Here is a 14,313-nt window from a genome sequence, read left to right as displayed (position 1 = left end):
TCGCACAACCGAACGCGCGTCGAACCGCGGTTCCGCACGGTTCGTGGTGCTTTTGGTTGTGCGCAGCACGGGCGCTGCCGCGCGGGGCGCGGGGCGCGGGTCAGTCGGCGTCGATCGGGGCGCTCGGGACCGCCACGTCCACGGGCGACACCCCCGCGGGGTCGGCCGACGCCCCGCCGACGACGTCGAACGTGATGCCGAGCTCGGCCGCCGACTCCTCGTCGAGCTCGAGGCCGTCTTCCTTCACCTGGTCCTCGGGGATGGCTCGGCCACCGGACGGGTCCCACGAGTTCGCGATCGACATGCGCCCGAGCATGCCCGGTCCGCTTGGCAATCGCCCTGGAAACGCGTCAGAGGTCGTCCGGGTGCAGGCGGTCGCCGGCCTGCGGACGTCGGAACACGGGGCCGCCGCCGGCCTCGTCCTCGTCGTCGTGACGGACCGGCGAGACGCTCGGGTCGGCGGAGTCCTCGCCGACGTCGGCGCCGCGGTCCTCCTCGATCTGCAGCTCGTCCTCGTCGGAGCCGTCCACGGGGATCGAGCGGCCGTCCTGTTCGGGATCGAAGGGTGTGCTCATCGACATGGGTCGAGCATGCCCCCGCCCGGTGAACGGCGGGTCAACGCTGTCCGTCCGCCGCGATCAGCTCGAGCTGGGTGAGCGGCAGGTCGGAGACGGCCGTGAACGTGAAGGCCGTCCCGGAGCCCTGCAACCGGAACACCCGGGTCTGCCCGGCCCAGTCGAACACGGCGTCCTGCACGGCGACGCGGGTGTCCCCGAGCGCGGCCTCCCACGAGTGGACCCCGGGTTCCGCCGCGGTGACCGTGTAGAGCGAGGTCGGGACGTCGGGGACGTCGAACGACACCGAGGTCCCCGCGGCGAGCGCCGTGACCGTCCGCCCCGTGTCGTCGACGAGCGAGGAGGCGGGCGACGGGAGGTCGGCGGACGACAGGCCGACCGGCAGCAGGTCGACGGGGGTGTCCCGGTACCCGTGCACGTCGGACGCGGACACCGGGCGGGTGTCCGATGCCCAGCCCTGCGGCTCGGGCGACAGCGTGAACACGATCCGCGACGCCGACACCACCACCGAGTGGGGGATGCTCACCGACGTCCAGGGTGAGCCGTCGACCGTCACCGACGCGACGTACGCGCCCTCGGAGCCGTCGGCGACCTCGATGACGGTGGGCGCGCCTCCCGGCTGCTGCAGCACCGTCCTGCGGACCGACGGCGGCACGAGGACGTAGGTGCCCGTGGACGGCGCCAGCGGGTAGAGGCCGATCGTCGCGAAGACGTACCAGGCGCTCATCTCGCCGTTGTCCTCGTCGCCGGGGTAGCCCTGCCCGAGGTCGGACCCGACGAAGAGCCGGTGCAGCGCCTCGCGGACGATGCGGTGCGCCTCGTCGTGCCGCCCGGTGAACATCGGGAAGAACGGGATGTGGTGCGCGGGCTGGTTGGAGAGCCCGAGCATCCCCATCCGCACGTCGCGGGCCTCGGTCATCTCGTGGATCGGGAAGCCGTACGAGCCGGAGCGGACGGTCGCGCCGGTCTCCGGGGTGGTGAAGAACGCGTCGAGCGCGGCGTCGAAGCGGGACGGGCCGCCGTGCAGGTCGACGACGCCGGACCCGTCGTGCGGAGCGGTGAAGGCGGTCCCCCACGCGTTCGTCTCGGTGTAGTCGTCGCCCCAGTCCCGCGGGTCGAACTCGGTGCCGACCCGCCACGACCCGTCGGGGTCGCGCCCGATGAAGAAGCCCCGTTCGGAGTCGAACACGTTCCGGTACTGCAGCGAGCGACGGGCGAACCACTCCGACTCTGCCTCGTAGCGGGCGAGGTCGGCGGGTGTCCGGGCGCGCGAGGCGAGCAGGCCCGCCATGACGGCGAGGCCCCAGTCGTTGATGGCCGCGTCGAGGGTCCAGCTCATCCCCTCGTGGGTCGCGGTGTCGACGTGGCCTCGGAAGGCACCCGGGAGGCTCCCCTTGCGTCCGACACGCTCGTCGCGCGGCGGGACGGTCGCGTTCCGCAGTGCGCTGCGGTACGCCTGCGCGAGGTCGAACCCGGTGACGCCCTTCACCGCGAGGTCCGCGAAGACGGTGTCGCTCGTGGTGCCGGTCATGCAGTCCTCGGCGCCGGGGGCACTCCACCGGGGCGTCCACCCGCCGTCGTGGTGGTGCTCGACGAAGCCCTGCGCGAGGTCGCCCGCCGTCTCCGGGGTGAGCAGGGCGAGCAGCGGCCAGGCGGTCCGGTAGGTGTCCCAGAAGCCGTTCGTGGTGGTGAACGGCCCGTCGACGACCTCGGGTCCGGGCTCGTCGCGGATCGGCTCGGCCTGCACGGAGCCGTACGGGGAGCGGTGCCGGGGAACCCCGTCGCGCGCGGTCTCGCCGGCACGGTTCGGGTAGAGGAACAGGCGGTAGAGCCCCGAGTACAGGCTCGTCAGCTGGTCGGGGGTCGCGCCCTCGACGGAGAGCGTGGCGAGCTCGTCCGTCCAGAGCTGCTCGGCACGGGCGCGCATGGTGTCGAACGGGCCGGCGGCGTCGAGGTTCGCGCGGGCGTCCTCGAACGAGACCGTGGAGATCCCGAGCAGCACGTCGGTGCCCTCGGCCTGGTCGGACAGCGACAACCAGCCGCGGAGCTGCTGCTCGCCGACGGTGGTGTGGTCGGCGGTCACCCCGGGGACCCGGACGTGCACGAAGTGGGGCGGGGTGCCCGGACGGTCGTCGAGCAGGACCTCGACCACGGCGGTGCCGTCCGTGACCGTCACCGAGACGTCCGAGACCCGGCCGTGGTGGTCGAGCACGATGCTCCGGGTGCCGGTGAACCGGAAGCCGAGGGCGAACTCCCCCGCGGTCATCTCGGCCGTGACGCACTCGTCGAGGTCGACCCGGTAGCGGTGCGGGCCGTCCTGCTCGTCGTCGTGGTCGAAGCCGAGGGCGCGGGCGGCCCGGTCAGGATCGGGGGTGTCGAGCGGGGAGGGCATGACCTGGAAGACGCCCCGGTCCCCCATCCACGGTGACGGGATGTGGCTCGTCGCGAAGGCCTGGATGGCCGGGCGGACCCGGCCGGTCGCGTCGGTGCGGTCGTGCTCCTGGTATGCGTACGGCCAGCGGTTGCTCGAGGCGTCGGTCATCGGCAGGCCGAAGACCCCGCCGTGCGGGATGCCGACCAGCGGGGCGTTGTTGCCGCGGGAGAACCGCGAGGACGCCTGCGTGCCGCGGGTCGTGCGGACGTGGTCGAGCGGGGTGCGCGGGACGGGGCGCGCGGGCCCGATGCGGACGGCGTCGAGCCAGCCGCGGAGGTGCGGGCGCGACTGGTCTGCGGTGGTGGGGTGCGGGGCGGAGCCGAGCCGAGCCTCCAGGCGGTCGACGACCCGGCCTGCGAGCGGCGTGAGGTCCACCGCCCGACGGTTCCACTGGTCGACCCACTGCTTGCGCGCGGCGTCCTGCGCCTCCGGCGTGAGCGTGTCGCCGTACTGGTCGCGCGCCGCGTCGCTCAGCCGCGTGCCGTCGGTACAGACCAGGTCGAGCGCGAACGCCGTCGCGTCCCAGAAGTGCGGCAGGTCGTCCTCGGTGGGTTCCGTCGCACCGTCCGGCAGCACGCGCTCCGGGAACCACACCCACGAGAGTTCGTCACCCGACTCGATCGTCCGACCGGCGAACCCGGGGACGACCGCGGCGGCGACGTGCTCACCCGCCGGTCGTTCGACCAGCCAGCCCTCCGCCGAACCGAAGCCGACACCGTTCCGCGCGGCGACGGCCGTCGTCGGGCCACCGCTCCGTTGGAGTTCTCGCACCGGCCCAGCGTATTTGGTCCACCGTCTGGAGGAAAACCCTCGGCGTGTCAGCCCTTGTTGTGCCCCGGTGCGTTCGCCGAGTTCCCCGGGCCGGAGCCGGAGCCGCCCGGACCACTGGTGTCGACGGCCGGGTCGGCGCCGTCCTGCGGAGCCTGCACGGGGTTGGACGCCGGACTCGACGGCTGCGGCCCCACCGAGGGGTCGTCCGCCGGGTCGCTCGGCTGTGCCGGCTCGGACGGCTGCTCGGCCGGTTCGGACGGCTGCTGTGCGGGCTCGGACGGCTGCTCGGCCGGTTCGGAGGGCTGCTCCGCCGGCTCGGACGGCTGCTCCGCCGGCTCACTCGGCTGCTGGTCGCCGGTCGAGGGCGAGCTCGACTCGGTCGGTGCCGGCGTCGACCCGTCGTCCCCGTTCAGGGCGAACACGGCGACGACGATGCCGGCGAGCACGAGCACACCGATCACCACGGCGGCGATGATCGGCCCGCGTCGGCGCCGAGGTCGGTCGTCCGGCGCCGGTGCCGGGGGTGCCGAGACCGGGCCACGCGGGCCTCCGGCACGGCCGACCGCTCCGGTCGCGCCGTCCGCACTGCGGCCCCCCTGCGCGCCGAGCACCGTGGTCGCGACGTCGTCGGAGGCGTTCGGCCGCTGCGCGTCCAGGACGCGCGTCGCGTCGTCGGCGCCGCCGGGCTGCGCGGTCGGCATGGCTCGCGTGGCGTCGTCGGCCCCGGAGGCGCGACTCGCCGGCATCGCCTGCGTCGCCTCGTCCGCACGGGCGGCACCCGCAGCGCCCGCCGCCGCGGCACCGGCCGCCGCACCCGCCACGGCCGGCGTGACCGTGCCGGGGCCGCCTGGGAGGAGCTGCGTGGCCGGAGCGGCGTCGTCGTGGCCGAGCGCACGGAGTCGCTGTGCCGCCTCGGCCGCCGAGGGCCGGTCCGCCGGGTCCTGCGCGGTCATGACGTGCAGGAGCGTGCGCCAGGCGGTGGGCAGGTGTGGGTCGATCTCCGGACCGCGGGTGAGGCGAGCGGTCGCGGACTCGACCGCGCTGCCCGGGAACGGCTGCTTGCCGGTGAGCGCCTCGAGGAGCATGAGCCCGAGCGCGTACACGTCGGCCTTGCCGGTGATCGGCTGCGCCAGGACCTGCTCCGGTGCGATGTACGCCGCCGTGCCCATCACCGTGCCGGTCTGGGTGGCCCGGGCGCCGTCCCGCAGCAGGGCGATGCCGAAGTCCGCGAGCTTGACGTGGACGCCGTCGCTCTCGAGCAGCACGTTCGCCGGCTTCACGTCGCGGTGGACGATGCCCTGCGCGTGCGCCGCCGCGAGGCCGTCCGCGACCTGCGCCCCGACACCGGCGGCGGTGGCACGGTCGAGCGGCCCCTCGCGCAGTCGCGTCGCGAGGTCGCTGCCCGGGACGAGTTCCATCACGAGGTACGAGTCGCCGTCGACGTCGTCGAGCGCGGCGTCGTACAGGGTCACGAGTGCCGGGCTGCGGAGCGCCGCGAGGGTCTGGATCTCCGCCTCGGCACGGGCGCGTTCGCCGTGGTCGACCGCTCCGATGCGGAAGACCTTGACCGCCACCTCACGCCCGAGCTGCTCGTCGACCGCTCGGTAGACGGAGGCCATGCCGCCGTGCCCGAGCGTTCCCGTGACGCGGTACCGACCGCCGAATACCCGTTCTTCCATGCGGGGCAACCTACCGGGACGACCTGACGGGTCGCGCACCGCGGCGGAGCGCCGTGAGGTAGAGCCGGTGCGCCGTGATCACCAGCGCGAGCCAGGCGAGCCCGAACGCCCACGCCGCCAGGACGTCGGTCAGCCAGTGGTGGCCGAGGAACACCCGCGAGATGCCGACCGAGACGACGAAGACGGTGCCGGCGACGATCGTCAGCACCCGGGTCACGAGCTTCGACTGCCGGAGGAGCAGCAGGTACACGATCGTCCCGACGATGACGGTCGCGTTGAGCGTGTGCCCGGACGGGAACGACGGCGAGTGCTCGTACGGCGGGACGGCATCGCGCAGCGGCGGGCGGGCACGGCCGATGAGGTCCTTGCCCGCGATCGTCATGAGCAGGGACCCGCCCGAGGCCGCGACGAGCAGCACGAGGGGCGTCCAGGCACGACGCTGGATCGTGAACCCGACGAGGAACCCCAGGGCGACGATCGGCATCCCGATGGTGCCGGCGACGTCCGTCCACCAGGTCACGAGGGTGTCGGCCGTCGGCGACCGGAGCGTGAGCATCCAGTCGAGCACGGGGCGGTCGAGCACGGCGACGTCGTCGGCCTCGCGCACGGCGTCGTAGACCTCGGACGCCGCCCAGGTGGCGGTCACGGCGACCCCGATGCCGATCGCGAGGGTGACCACGAGCAGCGGGAGCGCACCCCAGCGGTGGCCGAGCGCTGCCCAGCCGTCCGCGGACGCCCGGCCGGCGCGGGTGCGCCACGTCGTGAGGTCGACGTCGCCGACGCGCTGGTCGGGGGCCTCGGGGTGATCGGTCTGCATCAACCCACCCTGCCCGAGTCCCGGTGTGCGGGTGCGGGAGGTCAGCGGAGTGCCGGTGGACGCATCGTGACGGCCACGACGTTCGACGCGCGGAAGACCCTGATCCCCTGGCGCTCCACCTCGCTGAGGATGCCCAGCTCGCACAGCTTCGCCACGGCGTTGCTCGCGGCCTGGTACGTCCTGCCCGTCGCCGCTGCGAGCATCGGGATCGAGACGAACGGCGTACCGATGAGGAAGTCAGCGATCTCCAGCACCATCCCGCGTCCGCCGCTCGCGCGGATGCGCTCGCGGTACTCGGCCTGGACGGCGAGCAGCTCGGTCATGCGCGTGCCGGTGTCGATCGCCGACTGCTCGATGCCATCGGCGAAGAACCGCACCCAGGCGTCCCAGTCCCCGGACGCGCTGACCTCGGCCAGGTGGTCCTGGTACCGCTCTCTTCGCGCCTCGAACCACGGGGACACGCTCAGGAGCGGCTCGGTCAGCACTCCCGCACGCATCAGCTGCAGGACGATCAGGAGCCGACCGAGCCGACCGTTGCCGTCGTTGAACGGGTGGATGGTCTCGAACTGGTAGTGCGCCATCGCCGTTGCGAGGACCGGATCCTCCTGCCGATCGCCGGCATCCTCGATCCAGTGCACGAGGTCCGTGAGCGCCGCGCGCAACCCAGTACCGGGTGGCATCGGGACGAACCGCGCGTCCTCGATGCCGCCACCACGGGTGCCGATCGCGACCGGGACCTCACGGACGCGTCCTGCCTGCCCGGTGTCGGCAGCCGTGCCGCGGACGAGCAGCCCCTGTAGTTCCTCCAGGAGACCGAGGGTGACCGGCGCGGTCGCGACCCAGTCGAAGGCCCGCTCGGCGGTCTCGACGTAGTTCAGCACCTCGGACAGGGCAGCCGAGCGCCCGCTCCCCCCGACCGCCTCGGCTGCGAGCACGTCGTCCAGCGGCGCGAACGTCCCCTCGAGCGCTGACGTGCTCTGTGCCTCGCGTCGGAGGGTCGGTTGGCGGAGGATCCCGGGGTTCGGAAGCAGGACGGCGCCCTGTTCGAGCCGGCCCAGCGCACGGTTCGCCCGCGAGACAGCGGCCCAAGTACTCCCGCTGAGCGGTGGGGCATCCCCGAGCGGGTGCGGCGAGAAACCGAAGTGGTCGTACCGCAAGCCGGTGCGACCGTCGACACCGCCGACCGGTACGAGCGCACCGAGCGGGCTGTCGCGGAAGCGGGCGATGTTCACCTGACGAGTTTAGGCGCCAGGACTTGAATCACGAGAGAACATGTTCAATCAACAAGCCTGGTACTTGCATCATCGCCAGGTGGTTCAAGTCTTCGTCAGTCCTTCGCGGCGCCGTAGTCGTCGACGACCGCCACCGAGAGCGGGAACACCACCGGGAAGTCGCGGAACAGCAGTCGCCCGGCGTCGGCGGCGGCGGCCCGGATCTGCTCGGCCACCCACTCGGCGTGCTCGGCCGGGGTGTGCACCACGATCTCGTCGTGCACGAAGAACACCAGGTGCGGGCCGTCCGTCACCGGCCCCCGGAAGCGCTCGGCGAGCCGCGAGCGCAACGACCCCATCCACGCCAGCGCCCACTCGGCAGCGGTGCCCTGCACGATGAAGTTCCGGGTGAACCGCCCCCAGCTCCGTGCCCGCGACTCCGCCGCCCGCTGCATCGCCGGCGTCCCCTCGACCGTGTAGGCCTGGTTCCGCGCCGCGAACCACGAGGCGTCCGGCACCGGTGACGTCCGGCCGAGCAACGTCGTCACGGGTTCGCCCCGCTCCCCCGCCCGGGCTGCCCGGCTGACGAGTCCGAGGGCGGCCGGGAACGCCCGCTCGAGCCGCGGGACGAGCCGCCCGCCCTCGCCCTGGGTCGCCCCGTACATCGCGCCGAGCATCGCGCCCTTGGCCTGCTGCCGGGTCTCGACCGCTCCGGAGGCCACGACGCCGTCGTACAGGTCGCGCCCGTCGCCGGCCGCCGCCATCGCCCGGTCGCCGGCCATCGCCGCGAGCACCCGGGGCTCCAGCTGTGCCGCGTCGGCCACCACGAGCTTCCACCCGTCGTCCGCGACCACGGCGGCGCGGATGCCCTTCGGCAGCTGCATCGCTCCCCCGCCGTCGGCCGCCCAGCGCCCGGTGACGACCCCTCCGACCAGGTACTTCGGGTGGAACCGACCGTCGTGCACCCACTCGTCGAGCCAGGTCCAGCCGTTCGCGGTCAGCAGCCGGGCGAGCCGCTTGTACTCGAGCAGCGGTTCGATGACCGGGTGCTCGATCTCCTGCAGCTCCCACTTCCGTGTGCTCGTGACCATCAGGCCGGCTCGGCGCAGGGACTTCAGGACGTCGGCGGGCGAGTCCGGGTTGAGCGACGGGTCACCGAGCCGCTCGCGCACGACGGCCGCGATCTCCTCGAGCCGCCGAGGGCGCACGCCGTACGGCACCCGCGGTCCGAGCGCGTCCTCGAGCAGTCGTTCGTGCACGTCGGCGCGCCAGGGCAGCCCGGCGTGGAGCATCTCCGCCGCCACGAGCGCGCCGGCGGACTCCGCCGTCACCAAGAGCCGCAGCGCACCCGGCGCGGTCGACGACGCGACCGCGTCGAGCTGCTCCCGCAGCTCTGCCACCGGGTCCAGCTCGTCGTCGGGGGGCGACACGTCGAAGAGCGCGTCGTCGAAGAGGCGGGCGTGCGTCGGGCGGGTGACCCGCGCCTCCTGGACGGCGGCGTCCCACGCGTCGACGGGCGCGGCGGCGAGCGCGGTGTCCCGTGCCGCGAGGGCCGATCGCAGGATGCGGCGGCACAGGCGCAGGTCGATGCAGCGTCCGACCCGGCCGCCGGCCGCGAGCACGGCCGGGTACCAGCGCGCGGTGTCGTCCCACACCCAGCGCACGTCGGGCGCGTCCCGGGACGCGACGAACGCCGGGAGGCGCGGCTCGTCCACCCGGATCGGCTCGCCGTCTGCGGTCCCCGCGTCGGTCAGGGGCGTCGCGAGGACGCCGCCGTCGACGCGGCGGAGGACGAGGTGCACGGAACGATCATGCCGTGCGCCACCGTCAGTCCGGTGATCAGCTCATCCGGTCACTGCGCGGGGTCCTCCCGCGGATCCGTCGCTCCGGGGTCGCCGGGGCGGACCGCGGCGCTGTCGGAGACGTCGATGCGGACGTCGCCGTCCTCGGCGCGGGACACCTCGACCCGTGGGTCGGCGTCGTGCTCGTCGGAGCCGGACATGCGTCGGAAGGTGTCCTGGCGGCGTTCTTCGAAGGACATGTCGACACCGTCGTCGAGGTGGTCGCGGTCGGGCTTCGTCATGGGAGGGACGGTACTCAGCAGAGCGGGACGTTCACCGCGAGCCCGCCCATCGCGGTCTCCTTGTACTTCGTGGACATGTCGGCGCCGGTCTGCCGCATCGTCTCGACGACCTGGTCGAGCGACACGTGGTGCACGCCGTCACCCCGGAGCGCCATCCGCGCCGCGTTGATCGCCTTGTTCGCGGCGATGGCGTTCCGCTCGATGCACGGGATCTGGACGAGCCCGCCGATCGGGTCGCAGGTGAGCCCGAGGTTGTGCTCCATGGCGATCTCGGCGGCGTTCTCGACCTGCTCGGGCGTTCCTCCGAGCACTTCGGCGAGCCCCGCGGCCGCCATCGACGCCGCCGATCCGACCTCGCCCTGGCAGCCGACCTCGGCGCCGGAGATCGACGCGCGCTCCTTGTAGATCGAACCGACGGCGCCCGCGGTCAGCAGGAAGCGCACCACGGTGTCGTCGCGGTTCGCCGGCGTGACCGTCGGCACGTAGGTGAGCGCGTAGTACAGGACGGCGGGGATGATGCCGGCGGCACCGTTCGTCGGAGCGGTGACCACCCGTCCACCGGTGGCGTTCTCCTCGTTGACGGCCATCGCCATGAGGTTCACCCATTCCATCGCGAAGAGCGGGTCGTGCCCGGGGTCGTCGGCGGTGAGCTGCTCGAACCAGTTCGCGGCGCGGCGTCGAACGGTGAGCCCACCCGGGAGCGTGCCCGAGCGTTCGACGGACCGTTCGACGCAGGACTCCATGACGCCGTGGATGCGGAGGAGGCCGGCCCGGACGTCGTCGGCGCTGCGCGTGGCGGTCTCGTTGGCGAGTGCGACCCCGCTGACCGGCAGCCCGCTCGCCGCGCAGGCCGCGAGCAGCTCGGCGCCGCTCGAGAACGGGTACGGCACGGCGTCGTCGACGGGGATCGCGGTCTCGGCGACGTCCCCCTCGGAGTCGTTCGTGACGAAGCCGCCGCCGATCGAGTAGTACGTCTCCTCGGCGATGGTCGCCCCGGACGCGTCGGCGGCGCGGAGGCGCATCGCGTTCGGGTGGCGGGGGAGCATCGTCAGCGGGTGGAGCACGATGTCGGCGAGCCGGAACGGGACGCTCGCCCCACCCTGGAGCCGGAGCACGCCGGTCCCCTCGAGCTCGGCGAGCGATCGGGTCATCGCGTCGGGGTCCACGGTCTCGGGGTCCGACCCCATCAGGCCGGCGACGACCGCGCCGAGCGTCCCGTGGCCCTGGCCGGTCGAGGCCAGCGAGCCGTAGAGGTCGACGGCGATCGTCGCGACGGGAGCCTCGGCCACGCGGGCGGCGAAGGCGCGTCCGGCCCGCATCGGTCCGACGGTGTGGGAACTCGACGGACCGATCCCGATGCTGAACAGATCGAAGACGGAGACCGGCACCCCGCCACACTAACCCGTCCGGACGGGTGGGGGATCAGCGCCGGGAGCCCTGGTTCGGCATGAGGATCCAGAGGACGACGTAGGCGATCCAGAGCGGCCCCGGGAAGAAGCTCAGGATGACCCAGGCGATGCGGACGAGGGTGCGGGACCAGCCGAACCGGTCGGCGATGCCGGCACAGACCCCGGCGAGGAGGCGGCCGGTGCGGGGGCGGATGAGTGTGTTCATGTCGTCGACGGTACGGAGGATCGATCCGACTTCGAATACGGGGGACACCCGGGTCCGTGGTGGGGACAACCCCACCCCCTCCACGTCTGACTCCTGTGGACCGCTCCATCCCCGCTGTCATGGGAGACTGACGACATGCCCATCCTCAACAAGGACATGCAGGTCTGCATCTCACTCGCCGCTCGACCGAGCAACATCGGCACCCGCTTCCACAACTTCCTCTACGACGAGCTCGGGCTGGAGTTCGTCTACAAGGCGTTCACCACGACCGACCTCGCCGGCGCGGTGACCGGCATCCGGGCACTCGGCATCCGCGGCTGCTCGGTCTCGATGCCCTTCAAGGAAGCGATCATCCCGCTCGTCGACGTCGTCGAGGAGTCCGCGGCGGCGATCGAGTCGATCAACACCGTGGTGAACGACGACGACGTCCTCACGGCGTCGAACACCGACTACGAGGCAGTCGCGTCGCTGCTCGCCTCGCACGCCGTCGATCCGTCCGCGAGCGTGCTGCTCCGCGGCTCCGGCGGCATGGCCAAGGCGGTCACGGCGGCGTTCCGGGGTGCCGGGTTCGACGACCTCACCGTGGTCGCACGCAACGAGCAGTCGGGGCCGGCCCTCGCGGCGCAGTACGGGTACGAGTGGGTCGCCGACGAGCGGGACGCGCCGGTCACCGACGTCCTGGTGAACGTCACGCCCCTCGGCATGCGCGGCGACCAGCAGGACGCGCTCGCCTTCGACCAGGATCGCGTCGGGGCGGCGACGACCGTGTTCGACGTGGTCGCGTTCCCGTCCGAGACCCCGCTGATCCGCGCCGGTCGCGCTGCGGACAAGCAGGTCATCACCGGTGCCGAGGTGATCGCGCTGCAGGCGGCGCGGCAGTTCGAGCGGTACACGGGCGTCGCGCTGACGGACGACCAGGTCCGCCGGGCGAGCGAGTTCAGTCGCAGCGAGGCCTGATCGGCTCGTCGGTGTACCGCATGCCCATCCGGGTGCGGACCTCGTCGAGGGTCGCCTCGGCGATCTCGTTCGCCCGACGGTTCCCGGCCGCCAGCACCGCTGTGACGATCGACGGGTCGCGAGCGAGTTCGGCACGACGGCGTCGGTGCGCGGCGAAGCGCTCGTTGACCGCCTCGACCGCGACACGCTTCACCGCCGCCGCGCCCGCTGAGCCGATCTCGTCGGCGATCGCCTCCGGGGTCGAGTCCGTGCAGAGTGCCGCGGTCGTGAGGAGCGCTGCGACCCCCGGCCGGCGCTCGGGGTCGAAGGTGATGTGCCGATCACCGTCCGTGCGTGCCCGTCGGATGACGTCCGCGGTCTCGTCGTCGGTCATGCCGAGCGCGATGGCGTTGCCGTAGCTCTTGCTCATCTTCCGGCCGTCGACACCGGGGACCTCGGGGGACGTCGTGACGAGCGGTTCCGGCTCGGGGAACAGCGCGCCGAACCGGTCGTTGAACCGCCGAGCGATCGTCCGTGTCATCTCGACGTGCGGCAGGTTGTCCTTCCCGACCGGGACGAGGTTGCCCTTGCAGAACAGGATGTCCGCGGCCTGGTGGACGGGGTAGGTGAGCATCAGGCCGCTGAGCGCGCGACCGGATGCCGCGACCTCGGCCTTCACGGTCGGGTTGCGGTGCAGCTCCGCTTCGGTGACGAGGCTGAGGAACGGCAGCAGCAGCTGGTTCAGCGCCGGCACCGACGAGTGCGTGAAGACCGTCGTCGCGGCCGGGTCGAGTCCGGCCGCGAGGTAGTCGAGCACCGCCTCGCGGACGTTCGACGCGACGTGGTCAGCGGTGTCCCGATCGGTGATGACCTGGTAGTCGGCGAGCACCAGGAAGGTCTCGACGCCGCGCCGCTGCAGCGCGACGCGCTCGGCGATCGTGCCGAAGAAGTGCCCGAGGTGCAGCCGACCGGTCGGCCGTTCGCCGGTCAGGACGCGGAACCGGTCCGGTCGCGCCCGGATGCGGGCGTCGAGGTCGTGCATGCGGTGTTGTGTGGCGGTGAACGTGTCCACTGGAGTTGCCCTCTCGAGAGAAAGGGCTGCACGACGGTCCTGCGGTCTGCGAGCTGCCGTGCAGCCCGCGACCATGCGTCAGGAGGCTGCTACCGCAGCCACCACGAAGAACGAGGAGAACGCATGTCGGGATCGTAGCGCGAGCGTCGGCGCAGCGACACCCGTCCCCACCGCTCGATGTCGGCGCTCTACGCTGGTCGGATGCTCTCCCGACGTGACGCCGCCGTCCGGCTCGACATCTCCCTCGAGATGGCGACCCGGCACGGGATCCCCTCGCACCTCAGCGAGGCAGAACTCACGGCGATCGAGCAGGACCCGCCCGCCTGGCTCGTGCAGTCCCGAGCCAACCGCACCGGCACCAAGAAGGTCTGGGTCCGCCTCGAGTGCGTGGTCTGCGGCTTCGCGGAAGAGGCACGGCCGAAGAAGTGGTGGCCCGACTGGGACCACCTGATGTGCGACTACCACGAGCCCTACCAGGCGCCGGACCCCGTCGCGGGCTTCACCCGGCACGAGGTCGAGGGCATCGGCAGCCGCTTCGTCGCGCTCGTCGACACCCGGCCGTAGCGCGGAGCGCACCCGCACCCGCGGCCGCACCCGCCCCCGCACCGAGACGCACCCGCGCCGCGCCGCGCCGCGCCCTGATCGTGCACCGTCCACGACGGAAGGCACGGTACCGACCGGCACCGCGCCTCCCGTCGTGCCCGCACACGGCGCCCACCGGCGCCGTCACGCGGCTCCGTCAGTCGACGGCGTCCCCGATGGCGGCACCGACCCCGGCCGCCGCCACGACGGCGCCGGCCCAGGCCACCGCTGCCGGGGTGGCCGCAACGGGACGGAGACCACGGAACGTGGTCGCCTCGTCACTGTCGAACGGGACGGCGTCGAGCTGTCGTGTCTGCTGCATGCGCTGCTTCCTTCCTCGATGTCCTGCTGATCAGTTCCCGACGGCCTCTTCGACCGCGTACGCGGCGACCGCACCCGTGAAGACCGAGGTGGCGGCGAGCGCTGCGAGCGGGGTCGCGGCGAGGGGCTGCTCCGGTGCGAACCGCTGCCCGCGGTCGCTGTCGAACGCGATGTCGGCGATGGTGGTCATGCTGGATTCCTTCCGTTCTGCGATGGTG

Annotated in this window: 15 protein-coding genes; 2 read left to right on the top strand and 13 right to left on the bottom strand. The window is 72.7% G+C overall.

The window, feature by feature from the left end; genetic code table 11:
- Positions 1–100: 100 nt before the first annotated feature.
- From J2X60_RS03530 to J2X60_RS03485, 10 genes are all read right to left on the bottom strand, one after another.
- Positions 101–304 (bottom strand): hypothetical protein, encoded by a 204-nt coding sequence (locus J2X60_RS03530; protein ID WP_309886524.1) that lies wholly within the window; start codon positions 302–304, stop codon positions 101–103.
- Positions 305–350: 46 nt separating this feature from the next.
- On the bottom strand, positions 351–581 hold the full coding sequence (locus J2X60_RS03525; protein WP_070417603.1) for a hypothetical protein: 231 nt from the start codon (positions 579–581) through the stop codon (positions 351–353).
- Between the two features lie 34 nt (positions 582–615).
- Complete coding sequence (locus J2X60_RS03520; RefSeq protein WP_309886523.1) at positions 616–3,780, bottom strand: GH92 family glycosyl hydrolase; 3,165 nt, start codon at positions 3,778–3,780, stop codon at positions 616–618.
- Between the two features lie 47 nt (positions 3,781–3,827).
- Positions 3,828–5,459, bottom strand: a complete 1,632-nt coding sequence (locus J2X60_RS03515) for a protein kinase domain-containing protein (RefSeq protein WP_309886522.1) — start codon at positions 5,457–5,459, stop codon at positions 3,828–3,830.
- Positions 5,460–5,469: 10 nt separating this feature from the next.
- Complete coding sequence (locus J2X60_RS03510; protein ID WP_309886521.1) at positions 5,470–6,276, bottom strand: phosphatase PAP2 family protein; 807 nt, start codon at positions 6,274–6,276, stop codon at positions 5,470–5,472.
- 41 nt (positions 6,277–6,317) lie between these two features.
- Positions 6,318–7,508 carry a Fic family protein gene (locus tag J2X60_RS03505; RefSeq protein ID WP_070417600.1) on the bottom strand — a complete coding sequence of 397 codons (1,191 nt, stop codon included), beginning with the start codon at positions 7,506–7,508 and terminating at the stop codon, positions 6,318–6,320.
- 95 nt (positions 7,509–7,603) lie between these two features.
- The gene (locus tag J2X60_RS03500; RefSeq protein ID WP_309886520.1) at positions 7,604–9,289 is read right to left on the bottom strand and encodes a bifunctional 3'-5' exonuclease/DNA polymerase; all 1,686 of its coding nucleotides are present in this window, start codon (positions 9,287–9,289) and stop codon (positions 7,604–7,606) included.
- A 50-nt stretch (positions 9,290–9,339) separates the two neighbouring features.
- Entirely contained in the window at positions 9,340–9,570 is a 231-nt protein-coding gene (locus tag J2X60_RS03495; RefSeq protein ID WP_309777483.1) for a hypothetical protein, read from the bottom strand.
- Between the two features lie 14 nt (positions 9,571–9,584).
- On the bottom strand, positions 9,585–10,958 hold the full coding sequence (locus J2X60_RS03490) for an L-serine ammonia-lyase (protein WP_309886519.1): 1,374 nt from the start codon (positions 10,956–10,958) through the stop codon (positions 9,585–9,587).
- Between the two features lie 34 nt (positions 10,959–10,992).
- Positions 10,993–11,184 carry a PspC domain-containing protein gene (locus tag J2X60_RS03485; protein ID WP_309777485.1) on the bottom strand — a complete coding sequence of 64 codons (192 nt, stop codon included), beginning with the start codon at positions 11,182–11,184 and terminating at the stop codon, positions 10,993–10,995.
- A 135-nt stretch (positions 11,185–11,319) separates the two neighbouring features.
- Here J2X60_RS03485 and J2X60_RS03480 point away from each other — a divergent pair, with 135 nt between their 5' ends.
- The gene (locus tag J2X60_RS03480) at positions 11,320–12,141 is read left to right on the top strand and encodes a shikimate 5-dehydrogenase (protein WP_309886518.1); all 822 of its coding nucleotides are present in this window, start codon (positions 11,320–11,322) and stop codon (positions 12,139–12,141) included.
- On the opposite strand, the gene trpS is transcribed toward J2X60_RS03480, so the two are convergent.
- The gene (trpS, locus tag J2X60_RS03475) at positions 12,122–13,162 is read right to left on the bottom strand and encodes a tryptophan--tRNA ligase (RefSeq protein WP_309886517.1); all 1,041 of its coding nucleotides are present in this window, start codon (positions 13,160–13,162) and stop codon (positions 12,122–12,124) included. The two genes, J2X60_RS03480 and trpS, sit on opposite strands and share 20 nt — an antisense overlap.
- A 231-nt stretch (positions 13,163–13,393) precedes the next feature.
- On the opposite strand from trpS, the gene J2X60_RS03470 reads away from it, so the two are divergent.
- Positions 13,394–13,756, top strand: a complete 363-nt coding sequence (locus J2X60_RS03470) for a hypothetical protein (protein WP_070419333.1) — start codon at positions 13,394–13,396, stop codon at positions 13,754–13,756.
- A gap of 175 nt (positions 13,757–13,931) precedes the next feature.
- Here the strand turns inward: J2X60_RS03470 and J2X60_RS03465 are convergent, their stop codons facing one another.
- Positions 13,932–14,096, bottom strand: a complete 165-nt coding sequence (locus J2X60_RS03465) for a hypothetical protein (RefSeq protein WP_156794816.1) — start codon at positions 14,094–14,096, stop codon at positions 13,932–13,934.
- 30 nt (positions 14,097–14,126) lie between these two features.
- Complete coding sequence (locus tag J2X60_RS03460) at positions 14,127–14,285, bottom strand: hypothetical protein (RefSeq protein ID WP_156794815.1); 159 nt, start codon at positions 14,283–14,285, stop codon at positions 14,127–14,129.
- Positions 14,286–14,313: the final 28 nt, after the last annotated feature.

The sequence above is a fragment of the Curtobacterium sp. 320 genome, from assembly GCF_031455235.1.
In the GTDB taxonomy this organism is placed as follows: domain Bacteria; phylum Actinomycetota; class Actinomycetes; order Actinomycetales; family Microbacteriaceae; genus Curtobacterium.
The sequence above is the reverse complement of the archived record's forward strand: the minus strand, read 5'-3'. Positions and strand labels throughout refer to the sequence as shown.

Excerpts from the sequence above, each read along its gene's own strand:
- J2X60_RS03525 (WP_070417603.1), bottom strand. The coding sequence starts at position 581 with ATGTCGATGAGCACACCCTTCGATCCCGAACAGGACGGCCGCTCGATC.
- J2X60_RS03530 (WP_309886524.1), bottom strand. The coding sequence starts at position 304 with ATGTCGATCGCGAACTCGTGGGACCCGTCCGGTGGCCGAGCCATCCCC.
- J2X60_RS03470 (WP_070419333.1), top strand. The coding sequence starts at position 13,394 with ATGCTCTCCCGACGTGACGCCGCCGTCCGGCTCGACATCTCCCTCGAG.
- J2X60_RS03485 (WP_309777485.1), bottom strand. The coding sequence starts at position 11,184 with ATGAACACACTCATCCGCCCCCGCACCGGCCGCCTCCTCGCCGGGGTC.
- trpS (WP_309886517.1), bottom strand. The coding sequence starts at position 13,162 with ATGCACGACCTCGACGCCCGCATCCGGGCGCGACCGGACCGGTTCCGC.
- J2X60_RS03495 (WP_309777483.1), bottom strand. The coding sequence starts at position 9,570 with ATGACGAAGCCCGACCGCGACCACCTCGACGACGGTGTCGACATGTCC.
- J2X60_RS03480 (WP_309886518.1), top strand. The coding sequence starts at position 11,320 with ATGCCCATCCTCAACAAGGACATGCAGGTCTGCATCTCACTCGCCGCT.
- J2X60_RS03460 (WP_156794815.1), bottom strand. The coding sequence starts at position 14,285 with ATGACCACCATCGCCGACATCGCGTTCGACAGCGACCGCGGGCAGCGG.
- J2X60_RS03515 (WP_309886522.1), bottom strand. The coding sequence starts at position 5,459 with ATGGAAGAACGGGTATTCGGCGGTCGGTACCGCGTCACGGGAACGCTC.
- J2X60_RS03510 (WP_309886521.1), bottom strand. The coding sequence starts at position 6,276 with ATGCAGACCGATCACCCCGAGGCCCCCGACCAGCGCGTCGGCGACGTC.
- J2X60_RS03465 (WP_156794816.1), bottom strand. The coding sequence starts at position 14,096 with ATGCAGCAGACACGACAGCTCGACGCCGTCCCGTTCGACAGTGACGAG.